Source organism: Pseudomonas sp. S2_B10 (assembly GCF_054668425.1).
This window is the reverse complement of record NZ_CP162768.1, coordinates 17,375-35,701: the sequence shown is the minus strand read 5'-3', so window position 1 is coordinate 35,701 and position 18,327 is coordinate 17,375. Positions and strand designations below refer to the sequence as shown.

Annotated in this window: 15 protein-coding genes; 8 read left to right on the top strand and 7 right to left on the bottom strand. The window is 61.6% G+C overall.

All coding sequences use genetic code 11. The features are described from left to right. Nucleotides 1-122: 122 nt before the first annotated feature. The 4 genes from AB4O45_RS00160 to AB4O45_RS00145 all read left to right on the top strand — a co-directional run bounded on the left by AB4O45_RS00160 (nucleotide 123) and on the right by AB4O45_RS00145 (nucleotide 4,646). On the top strand, nucleotides 123-1,301 hold the full coding sequence (locus tag AB4O45_RS00160) for an MFS transporter (protein ID WP_460160891.1): 1,179 nt from the start codon (nucleotides 123-125) through the stop codon (nucleotides 1,299-1,301). 156 nt (nucleotides 1,302-1,457) lie between these two features. Beyond that, nucleotides 1,458-2,144 carry an HPP family protein gene (locus AB4O45_RS00155; protein WP_460160890.1) on the top strand — a complete coding sequence of 229 codons (687 nt, stop codon included), beginning with the start codon at nucleotides 1,458-1,460 and terminating at the stop codon, nucleotides 2,142-2,144. Nucleotides 2,145-2,384: 240 nt separating this feature from the next. Continuing rightward, nucleotides 2,385-3,491: an enoyl-CoA hydratase/isomerase family protein gene (locus tag AB4O45_RS00150; RefSeq protein WP_375123706.1), complete on the top strand. Its 1,107-nt coding sequence runs from the start codon at nucleotides 2,385-2,387 to the stop codon at nucleotides 3,489-3,491. A 3-nt stretch (nucleotides 3,492-3,494) separates the two neighbouring features. Then, a complete protein-coding gene (locus AB4O45_RS00145) occupies nucleotides 3,495-4,646 on the top strand; it encodes an acyl-CoA dehydrogenase family protein (RefSeq protein ID WP_041480377.1) in 1,152 nt (383 codons plus the stop codon). 552 nt (nucleotides 4,647-5,198) lie between these two features. On the opposite strand, the gene AB4O45_RS00140 is transcribed toward AB4O45_RS00145, so the two are convergent. The 6 genes from AB4O45_RS00140 to AB4O45_RS00115 all read right to left on the bottom strand — a co-directional run bounded on the left by AB4O45_RS00140 (nucleotide 5,199) and on the right by AB4O45_RS00115 (nucleotide 12,216). Further along, entirely contained in the window at nucleotides 5,199-5,972 is a 774-nt protein-coding gene (locus AB4O45_RS00140; protein WP_016774718.1) for an enoyl-CoA hydratase, read from the bottom strand. Nucleotides 5,973-5,987: 15 nt separating this feature from the next. Continuing rightward, on the bottom strand, nucleotides 5,988-7,115 hold the full coding sequence (locus AB4O45_RS00135; protein ID WP_150742127.1) for an acyl-CoA dehydrogenase: 1,128 nt from the start codon (nucleotides 7,113-7,115) through the stop codon (nucleotides 5,988-5,990). A 142-nt stretch (nucleotides 7,116-7,257) separates the two neighbouring features. Then, nucleotides 7,258-8,451: an acetyl-CoA C-acyltransferase gene (locus AB4O45_RS00130; protein ID WP_460160889.1), complete on the bottom strand. Its 1,194-nt coding sequence runs from the start codon at nucleotides 8,449-8,451 to the stop codon at nucleotides 7,258-7,260. Nucleotides 8,452-8,463: 12 nt separating this feature from the next. Next, nucleotides 8,464-9,225 (bottom strand): SDR family NAD(P)-dependent oxidoreductase, encoded by a 762-nt coding sequence (locus AB4O45_RS00125; protein WP_041480381.1) that lies wholly within the window; start codon nucleotides 9,223-9,225, stop codon nucleotides 8,464-8,466. Between the two features lie 18 nt (nucleotides 9,226-9,243). After that, on the bottom strand, nucleotides 9,244-10,908 hold the full coding sequence (locus AB4O45_RS00120) for an AMP-binding protein (RefSeq protein ID WP_460160888.1): 1,665 nt from the start codon (nucleotides 10,906-10,908) through the stop codon (nucleotides 9,244-9,246). Nucleotides 10,909-11,199: 291 nt separating this feature from the next. Next, nucleotides 11,200-12,216 (bottom strand): AraC family transcriptional regulator, encoded by a 1,017-nt coding sequence (locus AB4O45_RS00115; protein WP_236168833.1) that lies wholly within the window; start codon nucleotides 12,214-12,216, stop codon nucleotides 11,200-11,202. A 272-nt stretch (nucleotides 12,217-12,488) separates the two neighbouring features. Here AB4O45_RS00115 and efeU point away from each other — a divergent pair, with 272 nt between their 5' ends. From efeU to efeO (AB4O45_RS00095), 4 genes are read left to right on the top strand one after another with little or no spacing between them, the layout of a single operon-like run. Continuing rightward, complete coding sequence (gene efeU, locus AB4O45_RS00110; protein ID WP_460160887.1) at nucleotides 12,489-13,328, top strand: iron uptake transporter permease EfeU; 840 nt, start codon at nucleotides 12,489-12,491, stop codon at nucleotides 13,326-13,328. Nucleotides 13,329-13,336: 8 nt separating this feature from the next. Next, complete coding sequence (efeO, locus tag AB4O45_RS00105; RefSeq protein ID WP_150742122.1) at nucleotides 13,337-14,521, top strand: iron uptake system protein EfeO; 1,185 nt, start codon at nucleotides 13,337-13,339, stop codon at nucleotides 14,519-14,521. A gap of 17 nt (nucleotides 14,522-14,538) precedes the next feature. Then, nucleotides 14,539-15,837, top strand: coding sequence for an iron uptake transporter deferrochelatase/peroxidase subunit (gene efeB / locus AB4O45_RS00100; RefSeq protein WP_460160886.1), 1,299 nt, complete (start codon nucleotides 14,539-14,541; stop codon nucleotides 15,835-15,837). Nucleotides 15,838-15,863: 26 nt separating this feature from the next. Beyond that, complete coding sequence (gene efeO, locus AB4O45_RS00095) at nucleotides 15,864-16,688, top strand: iron uptake system protein EfeO (protein WP_150742120.1); 825 nt, start codon at nucleotides 15,864-15,866, stop codon at nucleotides 16,686-16,688. A 105-nt stretch (nucleotides 16,689-16,793) separates the two neighbouring features. Here efeO (AB4O45_RS00095) and pssA read toward each other — a convergent pair whose 3' ends face one another. Beyond that, nucleotides 16,794-18,137 (bottom strand): CDP-diacylglycerol--serine O-phosphatidyltransferase, encoded by a 1,344-nt coding sequence (gene pssA, locus AB4O45_RS00090; protein WP_150635339.1) that lies wholly within the window; start codon nucleotides 18,135-18,137, stop codon nucleotides 16,794-16,796. Between the last annotated feature and the right edge of the window lie 190 nt (nucleotides 18,138-18,327).

Below are 18,327 nucleotides of genomic sequence, written 5' to 3'. Positions count from 1 at the left end.
AATCGCTGGCAAGCCAGCTCCCACAGGGACAATGTGCATGGGGCGATGGGGGTTGACCGTTGGCGGCTGCCCAGAGAGGATGGCGTTCGCCCAGGCTTCCCGAATAAGGACATTCACCTCCCTTGGCCATCTATTCGCCGTTCATTCGCCGGTTGATGCTCAGCTCGCTGACCGTGGTCATCAGCCGCGCCCTGATCAGTCCTCTGCTGACGCTGTTCCTCAGCAACAAGCTTGGCCTCAATCCGCAGGATGTCGGCTTGCTGCTCGGCATCGCCGTGTTCAGCGCAACATTGCTGTCACTGTACGGTGGCTACATCATCGACAAGCTGGACAAGCGCCAGTTGCTGATTCTGGCCATGCTCTCCAGCGGTATCGGCCTGATCCTGTTGACCTTCGCGCAGAATCTGTATGTCGTCACCTTGGTGCTGATCATCAGCGAAACCGCGTCGGCGCTGTTCCTCATCGGCTCCAAGGCGATCCTCAGTGAAAACCTGCCGGTGGGCCAGCGGGTCAAGGCGTTTTCCCTCAATTACACGCTTACCAATATCGGCTACGCCGTCGGCCCGATGATTGGCGTGGTGATTGCCGGGGTGCAGCCGTCCGCGCCGTTCATCGTTGCCGGTGCGATCGCCATTGGCAGTATTTTTCTGCTGCTCGGCGCGACCAGGGATGCCAGTCCGATAACATCCGGCAGTGCGCCGCAAAGCTTCCTCAACACGCTGATGATCCTGAAAAACGACCGCACCATGGTGCTGTTCACCCTTGGCTGCCTGCTCAGCACGTTGGTGCACGGGCGCTTCACCCTGTACCTGTCGCAATACCTGCTGGTCACCCACACCCAGCAACAAACGCTCGACACCATGGCCGCCCTGCTCGCCTGCAACGCAATCACAGTGATCCTGCTGCAATACCAGGTCGGTCGCTGGCTCAGTCGCGAACACCTGCGTCACTGGATTGCTGGCGGCACTGCGCTGTTCATCGTCGGGTTGATTGGCTTCAGTGTGGCGGACAGCCTGCTCGGCTGGTGCGTGGCGATGTTCATCTTCACCCTGGGCGAGATGATCATCTACCCCGCCGACTTCCTCTTCGTTGACACCCTCGCCCCGGAGGCACTGCGCGGCAGTTACTACGGCGCGCAGAACCTGTCAGCGCTTGGCGGGGCTGCCAGCCCGGTAATGTGCGGTTTTCTATTGATGCACACGCCTGCGCCAAGCATGTTCTACGCCTTGAGCGGTTTGGCGGCGCTGGGTGGATACCTATGCTTCGTCAGCGCGCGGCGCACCGCTTCAATGCAAAAATAGTGCACTAAAACTGCATTTATATGAATTTGTCAGCATCGATTTTGATCGGCAAACTACGCGCGTTCCTCCCCCAATGTTGGAACGCTTCTAGGGCTTTCCGGATATGCCGGACAAGTCCTTTTTTTTGCCCCGGATTTTGTAAAGGATCAGTTCTACATGCTTGCTCGCTGGTTGCCCGCTGCCATCAACACCCGCCCCACTGAATGGAGCCGTGCCGCGATCGGCATGGGCCTGGGCACGCTGTTCAGCGTGTGGATGTGCGCGCAGGTGTTCGGCCATGACGTTGCGTTTCACCTGGTCGGCCCGCTCGGCGCTTCGGCGGTGCTGCTGTTCGCGGTGTCCTCGGGCGCCCTCGCCCAGCCATGGTCGATTCTTGGCGGCTACCTGTGTGCTGGCGTGGTCGCCTTGCTGGTCGCCCATGTGCTTGGCCGTACGCTGGGCAGCGCCTGCCTTGCTGCCGGCATGGCGGTGATTCTCATGTGCTGGCTGCGTTGCCTGCACCCACCGGCCGGCGCCTTGGCGTTGACGCTGGTGCTGGCCGACCCTGCGACCATCGCCATGGACTGGAAAGCCATGGAGCCGGTCATGCTTGGCGCCCTGTGCATGCTCATTAGTGCGCTGGCCTATAACAACCTGACCCGCATCCGCTATCCGAAACGCGCTGCTGACCCGGCTCCGCCAGTGGTCCCGATCGATAGCCAGGCGATCACCGCAGCAGACCTGAAACTGGCGCTGGCCGACATGGAAGCCTTCATCGACGTAACCCCCGAAGACCTCGAACGCCTGATTCACGCCAGCGAACTGCATGCCAAACGCCGCAGCATCAGCGAAACCTTCAGATGATCCCTTTGTAGGAGCTGACGAGTGCAACGAGGCTGCGATCTATTGATTTCAAAAAACAAGATCAAAAGATCGCAGCCTCGTTGCACTCGTCAGCTCCTACACGGACAGCGGCGCTAAGAGAAAAACGCAGATTCCCCCTGCACATATCCCCGTTGTACACGACAAATTTGCACTGTTACGATCCGCTAACGCCCGCGCGCGGGCTTTTCGAATAAAGACAATAAAAGCAGGGAGTTACTGATGACAGCTCAGGCTTCATCCCGGCGGACCCCGTCCATGGATGCCATGCAAAACGACGTGCTGGCCGAGGTGCGCAATCATATCGGCCACCTGACCCTCAACCGCCCTGCGGGCCTCAATGCAATCACCCTCGACATGGTGCGTCTGCTGCAACAGCAGCTCGATGCCTGGGCGTCTGACGCCGATGTGCACGCCGTGGTATTGCGCGGCGCTGGTGAAAAGGCCTTCTGCGCCGGTGGCGATATTCGTTCGCTGTACGACAGCTACAAGAGCGGCGACACGCTGCACGAAGATTTCTTCGTCGAGGAATACGCCCTCGACCTGACCATTCATCACTACCGCAAACCGGTGCTGGCCTTGATGGACGGTTTCGTCCTCGGCGGTGGCATGGGCCTGGTGCAAGGCGCCGATCTGCGTGTGGTCACCGAAAAGAGCCGTCTGGCGATGCCGGAAGTGGCCATCGGTTATTTCCCTGATGTCGGCGGCAGTTACTTCCTGCCGCGCATCCCCGGTGAGCTGGGGATTTATCTGGGCGTCAGCGGCGTGCAGATTCGCGCCGCCGATGCGCTGTACTGCGGCCTCGCCGACTGGTACCTGGACAGCAGCAAACTGGCGCTGCTCGACGACAAGCTCGACCAGATGGAGTGGCAGGACACGCCGCTCAAGTCGCTGCAGAACCTGCTGGCCAAGCACGCCGTGCAAACTCTGCCCAATGCACCCCTCCAAGTGTTGCGCCCGGCCATCGACCATTTCTTTGCCCTGCCCGACGTGCCGAGCATGATCGAGCAATTGCGCGCCGTCACTGTCGCCGACAGCCATGAATGGGCGGTCAGCACGGCGGATCTGCTGGAAACCCGCTCACCGCTGGCCATGGCCGTGACCCTGGAAATGCTCCGTCGCGGCAGACATTTGAGTCTGGAGAATTGCTTTGCTCTGGAGCTGCATCTGGACCGCCAGTGGTTTGCCCGTGGCGACCTGATCGAAGGCGTCCGCGCCCTGTTGATCGACAAGGACAAGTCACCGCGCTGGAACCCGCCGACCGTTGCCGAGCTGGACGCTGCGCAGGTGGCGAGTTTCTTCCATGGTTTTGATGAGAGCGGGAGCTGAGCCATGCACGATCTCGAACTGACTGAAGAACAAGTGATGATCCGCGACATGGCCCGGGATTTTGCCCGTGGCGAAATCGCGCCCCACGCCCAGGCCTGGGAAAAGGCTGGCTGGATCGACGACGCCCTGGTGGCGAAGATGGGCGAGTTGGGCTTGCTCGGCATGGTCGTGCCTGAGGAATGGGGTGGCACTTACGTCGATTACGTTGCCTACGCGCTGGCGGTTGAGGAAATCTCTGCCGGTGACGGCGCGACCGGCGCGTTCATGAGCATCCACAACTCGGTCGGCTGCGGCCCGGTGCTCAACTACGGCAGCGACGAACAGAAACAGACCTGGCTGGCCGATCTGGCCAGTGGGCAGACCATCGGTTGCTTCTGTCTGACCGAACCCCAGGCCGGCTCCGAAGCACACAACCTGCGCACCCGCGCCGAACTGCGCGACGGCCAATGGGTGATCAACGGTGCCAAGCAATTTGTCAGCAATGGCAAGCGGGCGAAACTGGCGATCGTCTTCGCGGTAACCGATCCGGATCTCGGCAAAAAAGGCCTGTCAGCGTTTCTGGTGCCGACCGACACACCGGGTTTCATCGTCGATCGCACCGAACACAAGATGGGCATCCGCGCCTCCGACACCTGCGCGGTGACGCTGAACAACTGCAGCATCCCCGAGGCCAATCTGCTCGGCGAGCGTGGCAAGGGCCTGGCGATTGCCCTGTCCAACCTTGAAGGCGGACGCATCGGCATCGCCGCGCAGGCATTGGGCATTGCCCGGGCAGCGTTTGAAGCGGCGCTGGCCTACTCGAAAGACCGGGTGCAATTCGACAAGCCGATCATCGAGCACCAGAGCATCGCCAATCTGCTGGCTGACATGCACATGCAGATCAACGCCGCACGGTTGCTGATCCTCCATGCAGCGCGGCTGCGCACGGCGGGCAAACCATGCTTGTCCGAGGCTTCGCAGGCCAAGCTGTTCGCATCGGAAATGGCCGAGAAGGTGTGTTCGTCGGCGATCCAGATTCATGGCGGCTATGGCTATCTGGAGGATTACCCGGTCGAGAAGTACTACCGCGATGCGCGGATTACCCAGATCTATGAAGGGTCGAGCGAGATACAGCGGATGGTGATTGCGCGGGATTTGAAGAACTATCAGCTGTAATGGCGTTGGCCCTTCCCCTCACCCCAGCCCTCTCCCCAGGGAGAGGGAGCCGACCGAGTCGGTTACGGATTCAGCGGCAACCTTTCAGGTCGGCGTAATTCGCCCATATCACGCGGTCAGTCCCCTCTCCCCAGGGAGAGGGAGCCGACCGAGTCGGTAACGGATTCAGCGGCAGCCTTTCAGGTCGGCGTAATTCGCCCATATCCCGCGGTCAGTCCCCTCTCCCCAGGGAGAGGGAGCCGACCGAGTCGGTTACGGATTCAGCGGCAACCTTTCAGGTCGGCGTAATTCGCCCATATCACGCGGTCAGTCCCCTCTCCCCAGGGAGAGGGAGCCGACCGGGTCGGTTACGGATTCAGCGGCAACCTTTCAGGTCGGCGTAATTCGCCCATATCCCGCGGTCAGTCCCCTCTCCCCAGGGAGAGGGAGCCGACCGAGTCGGTTACGGATTCAGCGGCAACATTTCAGATCGGCGTAATTCGCCCATATCACGCGGTCAGTCCCCTCTCCCTGGGGAGAGGGCTAGGGTGAGGGGCTTTTGAAGGTCACACACTATTTGCCTTGGAATGCAGCCTCACGCTTGGCAATAAACGCCGCCATCCCTTCCTTCTGATCCTGCGTCGCAAACGCGGCATGAAACACCCGCCGCTCGAAACGCACGCCTTCGCTCAGGTTGACCTCGAACGCCCGATTCACGCTCTCCTTGATCATCATCGCAATCGGCAATGACTTGCCGGCGATCACCGCCGCGACTTTCAGCGCTTCATCAAGGAGCTCATCGCTCGGCACGATCCGCGCGACGATGCCGCAGCGCTCGGCTTCCACCGCGTCGATCATGCGCCCGCTCAGGCACATTTCCATGGCCTTGGCTTTGCCCACCGCGCGGGTCAGGCGCTGGGTGCCGCCCATGCCCGGCAGCACGCCGAGGTTGATTTCCGGCTGGCCGAATCTGGCGTTGTCGCCCGCCAGGATGAAGTCGCACATCAGCGCCAGTTCACAACCGCCGCCGAGGGCAAAACCATTGACCGCGGCGATGATCGGCTTGCGCCGGTTGGCCACGCGATCGCTGTCGCTGAACAGATCGTCCATGTAGATCTGCGGATAGGTCAGCTCAGCCATTTCTTTGATGTCGGCGCCGGCGGCAAAAGCTTTTTTCGAACCGGTGAGGACGATGCAGCCAATGTGCGCATCGGCTTCCAGCGTATCGAGGGCGTGGTTCACTTCGCTGACCAGCTGCGCGTTCAGCGCGTTCAGCGCCTGCGGCCGGTTGAGGGTGATCAGGCCGACGCGGTCGCGGGTTTCCAGCAGAATCGTTTCGTAAGTCATGAATAAAATTCCTTATCAGAGATTGCGCGAAATGACCATGCGCTGAATGTCGCTGGTGCCTTCGTAGATCTGGCAGACGCGCACGTCGCGGTAGATTCGTTCCAGCGGGAAGTCATTGAGGTAACCGTAACCGCCGAGGGTTTGCAAGGCCATGGAGCAGACCTTCTCGGCCATTTCCGAGGCGAACAGCTTGGCCATCGACGCCTCGACCAGCGCCGGTTGGCCGCTGTCACGCAAGGCCGCGGCGTAATGCACCATTTGCCGGGCGACGGCAATTTGCGTGGCCATGTCCGCCAGGCGGAACGCCACGGCTTGATGCTCGATGATCGGCTTGCCGAAGGTGTCACGCTCACGGGCATAGTCGCGGGCAGCTTCGAACGCAGCGCGGGCCATGCCGACAGCTTGCGAGGCGATACCGACGCGGCCGCCTTCGAGGTTGGCCAGGGCGATCTTGTAGCCTTCGCCCTCCTCGCCGAGGCGGTTGGCGACCGGCACTTTCACATCTTCAAAAAGAATCTGGCAGGTGTCGGACGCGTGCTGGCCGAGTTTGTCTTCGACCCGCGCGACTTTGTAGCCCGGCGAGTCGGTCGGCACGATAAACGCGCTGATCCCGCGTTTGCCGGCGCTCGGGTCGGTCACGGCAAACACGATCACGATGCCGGCGTTCTGCCCGGAGGTGATGAACTGTTTGCAGCCGTTGAGCACGTAGTGATCGCCTTCCAGTCGTGCGCGGGTTTTCAGGCTGCTGGCATCGGAACCGGCCTGCGGTTCGGTCAGCGCGAAGGCGCCGAGCATCGCGCCGCTGGCCAGCGGTTTGAGGAAGCGCTCGCGCTGATCGTCATTGCCGAACTTGAGAATCGGCACGCAGCCGACCGAGTTGTGCACGCTCATGATCGTCGAGCAGGCACCGTCGCCGGCGGCGATTTCTTCCAAAGCCATGGCGTACGCGAGGTAGCCGGTGTCACAGCCGCCCCACTGCTCCGGCACGAGCATGCCGAAGAAGCCCAGCTCAGCCATCTCGGCGATGGCTTCCTTGGGGAAACGGTGCTCGCGATCCCACTCGGCGGCGAACGGCTTGAGCCGCTCCACGGCAAACTGCCGGGCCATGTCGCGGATCTGGGTCTGGTCTTCGTTGGGGATCATGGTGAGTCCTTGAAATCTGAGTACGACATTGAACCCTGTGGGAGCGAGCCTGCTCGCGAAAGCGGTGTATCAGTCACGCATGTGCCGGCTGAAACGACGTCTTCGCGAGCAGGCTCGCTCCCACAGTTGATCGGCGATGCCTTCAGTAAACGCATTCCACAGCCATGGCCGTGGCTTCGCCGCCGCCAATGCAGATCGCTGCAATGCCGCGCTTGAGCTGTTTCTGCCGCAGCGCCGCGAGCAACGTCACCAGAATCCTCGCTCCCGAGGCGCCGATCGGATGGCCCAGCGCGCAGGCGCCGCCATGCACGTTGAGCTTGTCGTGGGGAATCTCCAGGTGCGTCATCGCCGCCATGCCGACCACGGCAAACGCTTCGTTCACTTCAAACAGATCCACCTGATCCAGCGCCCAACCGGTCTTCTTCACCAGTTTCTTGATCGCGCCAATCGGTGCGGTGGGAAACAGCCCAGGGGTATCAGCGAACGCAGCATGCCCATGAATCACCGCCAGCGGCTTGAGGCCCAGTTGCTGCGCATGGGACTGGCGCATCAGCACGAGCGCCGCCGCGCCGTCGGAAATCGAGCTGGAGTTGGCTGCGGTGACCGTGCCGCCCTCGCGGAACGCCGGTTTCAGCGAGGCAACCTTGTCGAGTTTGGCTTTTGGCGGCTGTTCATCGTTGCTGATCACCACCTGCTCTTTACCGACAGTCACAGTCAGCGGGACGATTTCGTCCTTGAAGCTGCCATCCTTGATCGCCTGTTGCGCGCGGGTGGTCGAGGTAATGGCGAAGGCATCCTGCGCTTCGCGGCTGAAGCCGTTGGCCTCGGCGCAATCCTCGGCGAAGGTGCCCATCAGGCGCCCCTTGTCGTAGGCGTCTTCGAGGCCGTCGAGGAACATCGAATCAAGCACGCGGCCGTGGCCCATGCGATAGCCGGCGCGGGCGCGATCGAGCAGGTACGGCGAGTTGGACATGCTTTCCATGCCGCCGGCGATCACCACGTCGGCACTGCCGGCAAGCAGCATGTCGTGAGCCATGATGGTGGTCTGCATGCCCGAGCCGCACATCTTGTTCACCGTGGTGCAGCGCGTCGATTTATCCAGCCCGGCGCCCAGCGCAGCCTGACGTGCCGGCGCCTGACCGAGGCCGGCGGGCAGTACGCAACCAAACAGCACTTCATCAACCGCGTCGCTGGCGACACCGGCGCGTTCGACCGCAGCCTTGATCGCCGCCGCGCCGAGTTGCGGTGCGGTGAGGCTTTTCAGTTCACCTTGAAAACCGCCCATCGGTGTGCGGACAGCGCTGACGATAACAATCGGATCATTGGACATAGTCATGACTAATCCTCCTTACTTGGCGGCCATGCGCAAGGCGCCGTCGAGACGGATCACCTCGCCGTTGAGCATGCTGTTTTCGATGATGTGGCGCACCAGCGCGGCGTATTCGGCAGGCTTGCCCAGACGCGGCGGGAACGGCACACCAGCGGCCAGCGAGTCGCGCACTTCCGGGGTCATGCCGGCCATCATCGGCGTTTCGAAAATGCCCGGGGCGATGGTCATCACGCGGATGCCGAAGCGCGCCAGTTCGCGGGCGGCGGGCAGGGTCAGGCTGGCGATCGCGCCTTTCGAAGCCGAGTACGCAGCCTGGCCAATCTGGCCGTCGAACGCTGCGACCGAGGCGGTGTTGATGATCACTCCACGCTCGCCGTCAGCATTGGCTTCGCTCTCGGCGATCGCCGCCGCAGCCAGGCGCAGCATGTTGAAACTGCCGATCAGGTTGACGTTGATCACTTGAGCAAAACTGCTCAGGGCGTGCGGGCCGTTCTTGCCGAGAATTTTCTCGCCGCGAACGATGCCGGCGCAGTTGATCAGGCCGTTGAGGCTGCCAAATGCGGCAACGGTCGCCTGCACAGCGGCTTCGGCGGCGGCTTCATTGCTGATGTCAGCAACCACGCTTTGCGCACCCAGGCGCTGCGCCTGAGCGGCGACGGCTTCAGCGTTCATGTCGACCAGCATGACTTTGGCGCCGGCACTGACCAGCAATTCAGCGCTGGCGGCACCGAGGCCTGACGCGCCGCCGGTGACGATAAAAACCTTGTTCTCGATCTGCATGACGGTGTTCCCTTGGATTCAAGCTGAAACTCTGTGCGCCGCGGCCTCTTGAGCCTTGGCGATTTCCTGGTTGCGCAAGATAAAGCGCTGCAATTTGCCACTCGGGGTTTTGGGCAACTCGCTGACAAATTCGATTTCACGCGGGTACGAATGCGCGGCCAGACGCTTGCGCACGTGTTGGCGCAGTTCTTCGGCCAACTCCGGCGCGGCGCGGTACTGCGCGCTCAGCACGACAAAGGCTTTGACCAGTTCGGTGCGTTCCGGGTCGGGTTTGCCGACGACCGCCGCCTCGACCACGGCCGGGTGTTCGATCAGGGCACTTTCCACGTCGAACGGGCCGACGCGGTAGCCCGAAGTGGTGATCACATCATCACTGCGGCCGACGAAGCTGATGCTGCCGTCCGGGTTCCACTCCACGGTGTCGCCGCTCAGGTAGTAGTCGCCGACGAAGGCCTTGGTCGGCGCGCCTTCGTAGCCACCGAACCAGCACATCGGCGACTGCGGGCGGTCGATGGCGAGAATGCCGGGTTGACCGACGCCGAGTTCGTTGTACTGGTCATCGAGCACGACAATGCGATGGCCCGGCGAAGCGAAACCGGCCGCGCCGACATGCACCGGGTGCTCGAGGCCGTGGTGGTTGCACAGCACCATGCCCAGTTCGGTCTGGCCGTAATGATCGTGAATGACCACGTCGAGGTTATCGGCGAACCAGCGGATCACTTCCGGGTTCAGCGGCTCACCGGCGCTGCTGACGATGCGCAGTTTGCCCTTGATCGATCTGGCGAACTCCTCGCCACCGGCAATCAGCAAACGATAGGCAGTGGGCGAGCCGGTGAGATTGGTAATGCCGTATTTGTTGATCACCCGGCAGGTGCTTTCGAGGGTGAACGGGCCATCGTAGAAGGTAATCGGGTGCCCCAGCGCCAACGGTCCGGTGACGCCGAAATAGATGCCATAGGCCCAGCCCGGATCGGCGACGTTCCAGAACGCGTCTTCGGGGCGCAGGTCCACTGCATCGCGGGTGTAACTCTGGAAGGCGACGATGGCTTTGAGCGGCACCGCCAAGGCTTTCGCAGGGCCAGTGGTGCCCGAGGTGAACATCAGCAGGAACGGGTCTTCGCCGGTCAGCAATACCGGCTCGCAGACATTGGAATAGTTGGCCAGCTCAGCCCAGAAACTGAAATCACCGCGAACAATGCCCTGACCTTTGGCGCCACCAACGGTGACGATGGTCGGGCATGCGCTGACTTCATTGAGCTTGGGTCGGTTGACCGCGTCGGTGACCACGATTTTAGCCCCCGAGCTGTTCAGGCGGTGCTCTAGCGCTTTCGGCCCGAATGCGGTAAACAGCGGCTGATACACCGCGCCGATGCGCCAGGTGGCGAGCACGGTGATGAGCAATTCGACGTTGCGTGGCAGCAGGCCAGCGACTTTATCGCCCTTCTGCACGCCCTGGGCGAGGAGGCAATTGGCGAAACGCGCGGCTTTGTCTTGCAGATCAGTGAAGGTGTAAGTCGCACTTGAGCCGTCGCGACCTTCCCAGAACAACGCAATGCGCCCGGGCAAGGCATGGCGGTCGCAACATTCAACGCAGGCGTTGAGTGCCGCCAGCGTGCCGCTGAGCGACGCGTCGACGGTGTGCTGATAGTTGAACTGTTCGGTGGCAGACAAGTAATCGCGCATTGCCAGAATCCCTCGGTGTTTTTATTAGGCTGGGAACCGTAAACAACACAGGGATAGTCGCGCCGCGCGGGCCTTGGGGCAATGGTCAAAGCTATCAACGTGGTTGACTGGTTTGGCCAAGAGGTTGCGGCCGCATGCCCTGTAGGAGCTGACGAGTGCAACGAGGCTGCGATCTTTTGATCTTGATTTTTACCATCAAGTACAAGATCAAAAGATCGCAGCCTTCGGCAGCTCCTACAGGGGACCGCATTTCAAAAATGTGGAAGCGAGCCTGCTCGCGAAGGCGTCGGGTCAGACCACCTCATTGAGGATCAGCGTCCGGTAATGCCCCGGGTTCGACCCCGACCACTTGCGAAACGCTTTGTAGAACGAACTGGCATCAGCAAAGCCCAGCCGTGCAGCAATCTCGACAAAACTGATCGAAGGCTCCGCCAGCCAGGTAATCGCCAGCTCTTTGCGCACGCTGTCTTTCAGCCCCTGATAAGTCTGCCCTTCCTCGGCCAGACGCCGGCGTAATGTCGACGCGGACATACAAAGTTGCTGGGCCAGCGCCTCGGTTTCCGGCCATTGCTCGGCGGGGAGCTGCCGCAGATCCTGCTTGATCCGGCTGGCGAGGCTGTCGGGGTCGCGGTACTTGACCAGAATGTTGGCCGGCGCCTGGGCGAGAAAGCGCTTGAGTTCTTCGGCGCTGCGTTTGATCGGCAGATCGAGGCAATCGGCGGAAAAAATCATCCGCGTACGTGGGCGCTCAAACCGCAGGTTTTCGGAAAACATCACCCGATAGTCATCAGTGAAATCCGGTTCGGCGCAGCGCAGTTCAATCGCCAGAATCGGAATCCGCCGCCCGGCCAGCCAGCACGCCACGCCGTGCACGATCATCCAGTAAGTGAAATAGGTGAAGGCGCGGCGCGGTTCGGCGTCGTCTTCGAGCAGGACGATTTCCGCCAGGCTCTGCTGATGCACCAGTTGCGCCGGCAGTTTTTCCAGCATCAGCGACAGGAACGTCAGACCGGTATCCAGCGCCGCCGCCAGCGTCGGTTGCGCCATGGCGCTGCGACACAAAAACGCCAGGCTGCCGGATTTGAGCGGGCGCGGGTCCATGCCGAAGAACTCGTCATCACCGCGTAGCGCCAGCAGGCGCCAGAGTCTGGCGTATTGCGAGGCCGGCACCCTGCCCTCATCGGCCGCTAACAAAGCCGGATCAATGCCGACCTTGCTCAACGCCTCATTCGTCGCCGCACCCGGGGCACAACTTTGCAGCAGCGCTTCGCGCACCAGTTGAATGGCAATGGTGTCTTTTTCTGCCATGGAGCGAGGTGAACCTTGTTGTTTTTCGGTGGTGGGCATCTTAACCCAGCTGCTGAAGTCATCGCAGGGCCAATGTGGGAGCGAGCCTGCTCGCGAACGCGGTGTGTCAGATAAACAAATGTCACAGGCATACCGCATTCGCGAGCAGGCTCGCTCCCACAGGAATCACAGTTGTTCAGCTAAGGTTCAGCTAAATGTCAATGAATGCCATTTGGGAATGAGTGTCATTATGTTACAACTTAGCCTCCTATCTAAATCGCTGTGGCTCGCCAATGCTCGTTCCCTTTTTGATCATGTTGCGCGAAGGCATCGAGGCCGCGCTCATCGTCGGCATCATTGCCACTTATCTGCAGCAGACCGGCCGCGGTCAATGGATGCCGGCGGTGTGGATCGGCGTTTTCCTCGCTGCTGCCCTTGCGCTGCTGGTCGGCGGTGGCCTGGAGCTGGTGAGCGCTGAATTCCCACAGAAGCAGCAAGAGTTGTTCGAAGGCGTCGTCGGTCTGGTCGCCGTGGGCATCCTCAGTTCGATGGTGTTCTGGATGCGCAAGGTCGCGCGGTCGATCAAGCACTCGCTGCAAGCCTCGCTGGATCAAGCGCTGACGCAATCCAGGCATCAGGTGATTGCATTGATCGCCATGGTTTTCTTCGCCGTCGCTCGCGAAGGCCTGGAAACCGTATTCTTCCTGCTCGCCGTGTTCCAGCAAAGCGAAGGCCCGGGCGCGCCGATCGGCGCCCTGCTCGGCCTGATCCTGGCGGTGATTGTCGGTTTCCTGATCTACAGCGGCAGCATGCGCCTGAATCTGTCGGCATTCTTCAAGTGGACCGGATTGTTCATCCTCGTGGTCGCCGCCGGAATACTCGCCAACTCGGTGCAGGCGCTGCATGAAGCCGGGCTGTGGAATCACCTGCAAACGGTGTTGTTCGACTTCAGCGCGACGCTGCCGATGGACGGCCCGCTGGGCTCGGTGCTGGCCGGCATGTTCGGCTATCAGGATGCGCCGACCGTCAGCACCCTGGGTGCGTATCTGATTTATCTGCTGCTGGCGCTGGTGATGTTCTTCATGCCCGCGCCGCGCCAGGCGCCGTCAACGACTTCCGTTTCCAGCCAATAAGGCCCTTCATGTCTACTACCCAAACCCCTCCGGCCCTGCGTTGGGCGCTGGCCGGCTCGGTGCTGCTGATGGTCGCCGCCGGCGGGCTGTTCTGGTACGCCTCGAACATGGCCGCCGCCAAGCGTCAGCACAACCACGACGAAATCGTCGTCAACATCCATCCGCACAGTTGCGAGCCGAACACACTGACGGTGCCAGCCGGCCGCGCCAGTTTCCGCATCGTCAACCGCTCCGAGCGGGCGGTCGAGTGGGAAATTCTCGACGGCGTGCTGGTAGTCGAAGAGCGGGAAAACATCGCGCCGGGCCTGAGCCAGGTGATCAATGCCAACCTGCAACCGGGCGACTATGCGATCACCTGCGGCTTGCTCAGCAACCCGCGCGGCACTTTGCACGTGACGCCGACGGCAGCCTCGGATGCCGCGGCCAAGGCCAAGCCGTCGATGGTCGCGTTCGTCGGGCCGTTGTCGGAGTTTCGTGTGTATCTGGCCGTCCAGGGCAGCGCGTTGATCAAAGCGGTGACGGCGCTGAACCAGGCGATCGCCAGTGGTGATCTGGCGCAGGCGCAAGCGTTGTACCTGCCGGCGCGTGCCGCTTATCAGCGTCTGGCGCCGGCGGCGCAGCGTCTGGCCGAGCTGGACAACCACATCAATGCCCGCGCCGATTATTTCGAAAAGCGCGAGCAGGATCCGGCGTTCGTCGGTTTCCATCGCCTCGAATACGCGCTGTTCGAGCAACGCAAACTCGACGATGTCGCGCCGATTGCCCAGCGCTTGCTCGCTGACGTCACCACCCTCAAGCAACAGTTGCTCGCGCAGTCGCTGCCACCGGAGCAACTGGTGAGTATCGTCGTGCGCAACCTCAACAGCCTCGCCGATGTGCGCGCTGGCAGCGGCGAAGAAGAACGCTACAGCCACAGCGACCTCAACGGTTTCGCCGCCAACGCGCAGACTGCGCGCAAGGTCGTCGACCTGTTGCGCCCGATGCTGAGCAAATCCGCTGCTGAGCTGTTGCCGAAGATCGACCAGGCGCTGGACGATTTCGACAGCCAACTCCACCTCTTCAAATCCGCCGATGGCTACGTCAGTTACGACGCCGTGACCGTCGCGCAACGCCAGCAGATCGCCGCCAAAGCCAAGGCTCTGGCCACGGCACTGGATGGCATCGACCCCGCCCTCGGCCTTTCCGGCCTGTAAGCAGAAGACCACGACAGATGAACGATTCAGAACCTCTCAACCTGCAACGGCGCCGCGTGCTGATGGGCATGGGCGCCGCCGGTGTCGCCCTCGCCGGATCGGCGCTGAGTTGCCCGGCCATGGCCGCGCAGCCTGCGCAAGTCACCGAAGCGCCGAGCAGCGACAAGACCGAAGACCGCCACGACTTCCACGGTGTGCACCAGGCCGGCATCGTCACCCCGCGCCCGGCCTCCGGGATGCTGGTGGCGTTCGATGTGCTGGCCAGCGATCGCGAAGACCTCGAGCGGCTGTTTCGCACCCTCAACGAACGCATCGCGTTTTTGATGAAGGGCGGCCCGGTCGCGCAGATCGACCCGAAACTGCCGCCGCTGGACTCCGGCATCCTCGGCCCGGTGGTCACCCCGGACAACCTGACCATCACCGTTTCCGTCGGCGACTCGCTGTTCGACGAGCGCTTCGGTCTCGCGGCGGCAAAGCCCAAGCGTCTGCAACGCATGGTCGGTTTTCCCAACGATGCACTGGACGCCGATTGCTGCCATGGCGACCTCAGTCTGCAGTTCTGCGCCAACACCGCCGACACCAACATTCACGCCCTGCGCGACATCGTCAAAAACCTGCCTGACCTGCTGCTGGTGCGCTGGAAACAGGAAGGCAGCGTCCCGCCGCAAGCGCCGGCCAAACCCGGCGTACCGGCGCAGTCGGCGCGCAACTTTCTCGGTTTTCGCGATGGCTCGGCCAACCCTGATTCCAACGACGCCAAGGCCATGGACCGCATCGTCTGGGTGCAACCGGGCAGCGACGAGCCGGCCTGGGCTGCCCATGGCAGTTATCAAGCGGTACGCATCATCCGCAACTTCGTCGAGCGCTGGGATCGCACGCCGTTGCAGGAGCAGGAAAGCATTCTCGGCCGGGTCAAGAGCAGCGGCGCGCCCATCGGTGGCCACACTGAAAGCGAAGTGCCGGATTACAGCAAGGATCCGGCCGGCAAGCTGACCAGGCTCGATGCGCACATTCGTCTGGCCAACCCACGCACCGCCGCGACCCAGGCCAATCTGATCCTGCGCCGGCCGTTCAACTACTCCAACGGCGTCAACAAGAACGGCCAGCTCGACATGGGCCTGCTGTTCATCTGTTACCAGGCTGACCTGGAACAAGGCTTCATCACCGTGCAGACCCGCCTCAACGGTGAACCGCTCGAGGAATACCTCAAACCGGTCGGCGGCGGTTACTTCTTCACCCTGCCCGGCGTGACCGGCGATGACGATTTCATCGGTCGCTCGTTACTCGCTGCCACCTCCCAAAACAAAACCGCATGACACCCAACCGACACTGGAGCCGCCCCATGAAAAAGACGCCACTCGCGTTATTGCTGACCCTTGGTTTGCTCAACACCCCGCTGGCGGCGTTCGCCGCGACCGCGCCGCTGGATCTGGTGGGGCCGGTGTCGGACTACAAGATTTACGTCACCGAGAAACTCGATGAGCTGGCCAGCCACACCCAGCAGTTCACCGACGCGGTGAAGAAAGGCGATCTCGCCACCGCGCAGAAGCTCTACGCGCCGACGCGGGTGTATTACGAGTCGATCGAGCCGATTGCCGAGCTGTTCAGCGATCTCGATGCGTCCATCGATTCTCGCGTCGACGACCATGAAAAAGGCGTAAAGGCTGAAGACTTCACCGGATTCCACCGCATTGAATATTCGTTGTTCGCGGAAAAAACCACCAAGGGTCTGGATGCATTGGCCGACGGTTTGAACAAAGACGTGCAGGACCTGCAAACCCGTGTGGCCGGTCTGACCTTCCCGCCAGAGAAGGTCGTCGGCGGCGCTGCTGCGCTGTTGGAAGAAGTCGCGGCGACGAAGATTTCCGGCGAGGAAGACCGCTACAGCCACACCGACCTGTACGACTTCCAGGGCAACATCGACGGGGCGAAGAAGATCGTTGATCTGTTCCGTCCGCAGATCGAACAGCAGGACAAGGCGTTTGTTGCCAAGGTCGACAAGAACTTCGCCACGGTCGACAAGATCCTCGCCAAGTACAAAACGGCGGATGGCGGGTTTGAGACCTATGACAAAGTGAAGGACAACGACCGCAAAGCGCTGGTCGGGCCGGTGAATACGCTGGCGGAGGATCTTTCGATGATGCGCGGGAAGTTGGGTCTGAACTGATTTTTTAGCCTCTGGTCTGGCCCCTTCGCGAGCAGGCTCGCTCCCACAGTTGGAATGCATTTCCCTGTGGGAGCGAGCCTGCTCGCGAAAGCAATTCCGGACGCGCTAGAGAATCCTGTAGAGCAACCGCTCAATCCTCACCCGACTCACCCGCTTGAGAAACTTCGCCACCCCTGCCGGGTAATCCGGCAGCGTTTCAAGCGACTGGAAGTTATCGATCCGCGTGGTATGGCGGAAGATGTTTTCCAGCTCTTTCGCCCGTGGCTCCAGCCACTCGCCTTTCGGGTCTTCAATCAGCAGCGCGTTTTCCAGGTCGAGGCGAAACGCGCGCGGATTGAGGTTGTTGCCAGTCAGCAAGGTATAGCGCTGATCGATCCACATGCCCTTGAGGTGATAGGTGTTGTCGCCGTCGCGCCACAGGTGCAGGTTCAACTGGCCGCTGTCGATGCTGTGCTGATGGCGTTTGGCGAAGCGGCGCAGGCTGATCTCGTATAGATACGGCAGCGCGGCGATCACCTTGAACGGCTCGCTCGGCGGAATGTAAAAATCATTGGCGGTCTTGTCGCCAACCACAATGTCGATCTTCACGCCCCGGGCCAGCGCGCGGTTGATCTCACGGATCACGCCCAGGGGCAGGTTGAAGTAGGGAGTACAGATGGTCAGCTGCTTTTGCGCGCTGGCAATCAGTTCGAGAATCGCCCGGTTCAGCGGGTTGTTCTTGCCGACGCCGAGCAGTGGCGTGACCGACAGCCCATCTCTGCTGGTGCTGCCGGCGCCGGTGTCGTAGGTCGCATACTTGAGGCGACTGCGCAGGTCGCCGATGTCGTTGCGCAGGCTGCGCGTGCTCGGCAGGTTCGGCAGGTCGAGGCGATGCACGGCTTTCGATTCGATCAGTCCGTGCTTGACCAGATGATGCATCGAATCCGCGAGCTCGCGACTGTGCAGCACGTGGTAGCGGTCGAAGCGGTACTTGTCGAGTTTGTGCAGGTAGACGTTGTTCAGACTCGCGCCGCTGTAGACCACCTTGTCGTCAATCACGAAGCCTTTGAGGTGCAGCACGCCGAACAACTCGCGGGTCTGCACCGGCACGCCGTAGATCGGCACTTCGCTCTGATGCGTGCGGGTCATGTCCTGATACCAGGCGGCGTTGCCCGGCTGCTTGCCAGCGCCGATCAGGCCGCGCTGGGCACGCAACCAGTCGACCACCACGGCGATTTCCAGTTCGGGACGCTTGAGCTTGGCTGCGTGCAGGGCATCGAGGATTTCCTGACCGGCTTCGTCCTGCTGCAGATACAGCGCGACGATGTAGATGCGCTGCGTCGCTGCGGCGATTTGCTCGAGCAGGCAGCGTCGGAATTCGGCAGCACTGGACAGAATGCTCACCGCCTCGGCGGTCAGCGCGAAGCTGCGCAGTTTGGGCAGCAGAGAACGTTTGAAAAGCAACGGCATAAGGCTCGCAAGGTTCGATTCCGAAGAGTTTGAGAGCTTACACCATCGTCTGCGCCGGGTCTTGTCAGTGTCAGTAATGGCCCCTTCGCGAGCAGGCTCGCTCCCACCGTTAAAATGCATTCCCCTGTGGGAGCGAGCCTGCTCGCGAAAGCGTTTTCACACACGCCGAAGAAATTCGCTTGACCAAGGA

Excerpts from the sequence above, each read along its gene's own strand:
- pssA (WP_150635339.1), bottom strand. The coding sequence starts at position 18,137 with ATGCCGTTGCTTTTCAAACGTTCTCTGCTGCCCAAACTGCGCAGCTTC.
- AB4O45_RS00140 (WP_016774718.1), bottom strand. The coding sequence starts at position 5,972 with ATGACTTACGAAACGATTCTGCTGGAAACCCGCGACCGCGTCGGCCTG.
- efeO (WP_150742120.1), top strand. The coding sequence starts at position 15,864 with ATGAAAAAGACGCCACTCGCGTTATTGCTGACCCTTGGTTTGCTCAAC.
- AB4O45_RS00145 (WP_041480377.1), top strand. The coding sequence starts at position 3,495 with ATGCACGATCTCGAACTGACTGAAGAACAAGTGATGATCCGCGACATG.
- AB4O45_RS00135 (WP_150742127.1), bottom strand. The coding sequence starts at position 7,115 with ATGATCCCCAACGAAGACCAGACCCAGATCCGCGACATGGCCCGGCAG.
- AB4O45_RS00125 (WP_041480381.1), bottom strand. The coding sequence starts at position 9,225 with ATGCAGATCGAGAACAAGGTTTTTATCGTCACCGGCGGCGCGTCAGGC.
- AB4O45_RS00155 (WP_460160890.1), top strand. The coding sequence starts at position 1,458 with ATGCTTGCTCGCTGGTTGCCCGCTGCCATCAACACCCGCCCCACTGAA.
- AB4O45_RS00130 (WP_460160889.1), bottom strand. The coding sequence starts at position 8,451 with ATGACTATGTCCAATGATCCGATTGTTATCGTCAGCGCTGTCCGCACA.
- AB4O45_RS00150 (WP_375123706.1), top strand. The coding sequence starts at position 2,385 with ATGACAGCTCAGGCTTCATCCCGGCGGACCCCGTCCATGGATGCCATG.
- AB4O45_RS00115 (WP_236168833.1), bottom strand. The coding sequence starts at position 12,216 with ATGGCAGAAAAAGACACCATTGCCATTCAACTGGTGCGCGAAGCGCTG.
- AB4O45_RS00120 (WP_460160888.1), bottom strand. The coding sequence starts at position 10,908 with ATGCGCGATTACTTGTCTGCCACCGAACAGTTCAACTATCAGCACACC.
- efeB (WP_460160886.1), top strand. The coding sequence starts at position 14,539 with ATGAACGATTCAGAACCTCTCAACCTGCAACGGCGCCGCGTGCTGATG.
- efeO (WP_150742122.1), top strand. The coding sequence starts at position 13,337 with ATGTCTACTACCCAAACCCCTCCGGCCCTGCGTTGGGCGCTGGCCGGC.
- efeU (WP_460160887.1), top strand. The coding sequence starts at position 12,489 with ATGCTCGTTCCCTTTTTGATCATGTTGCGCGAAGGCATCGAGGCCGCG.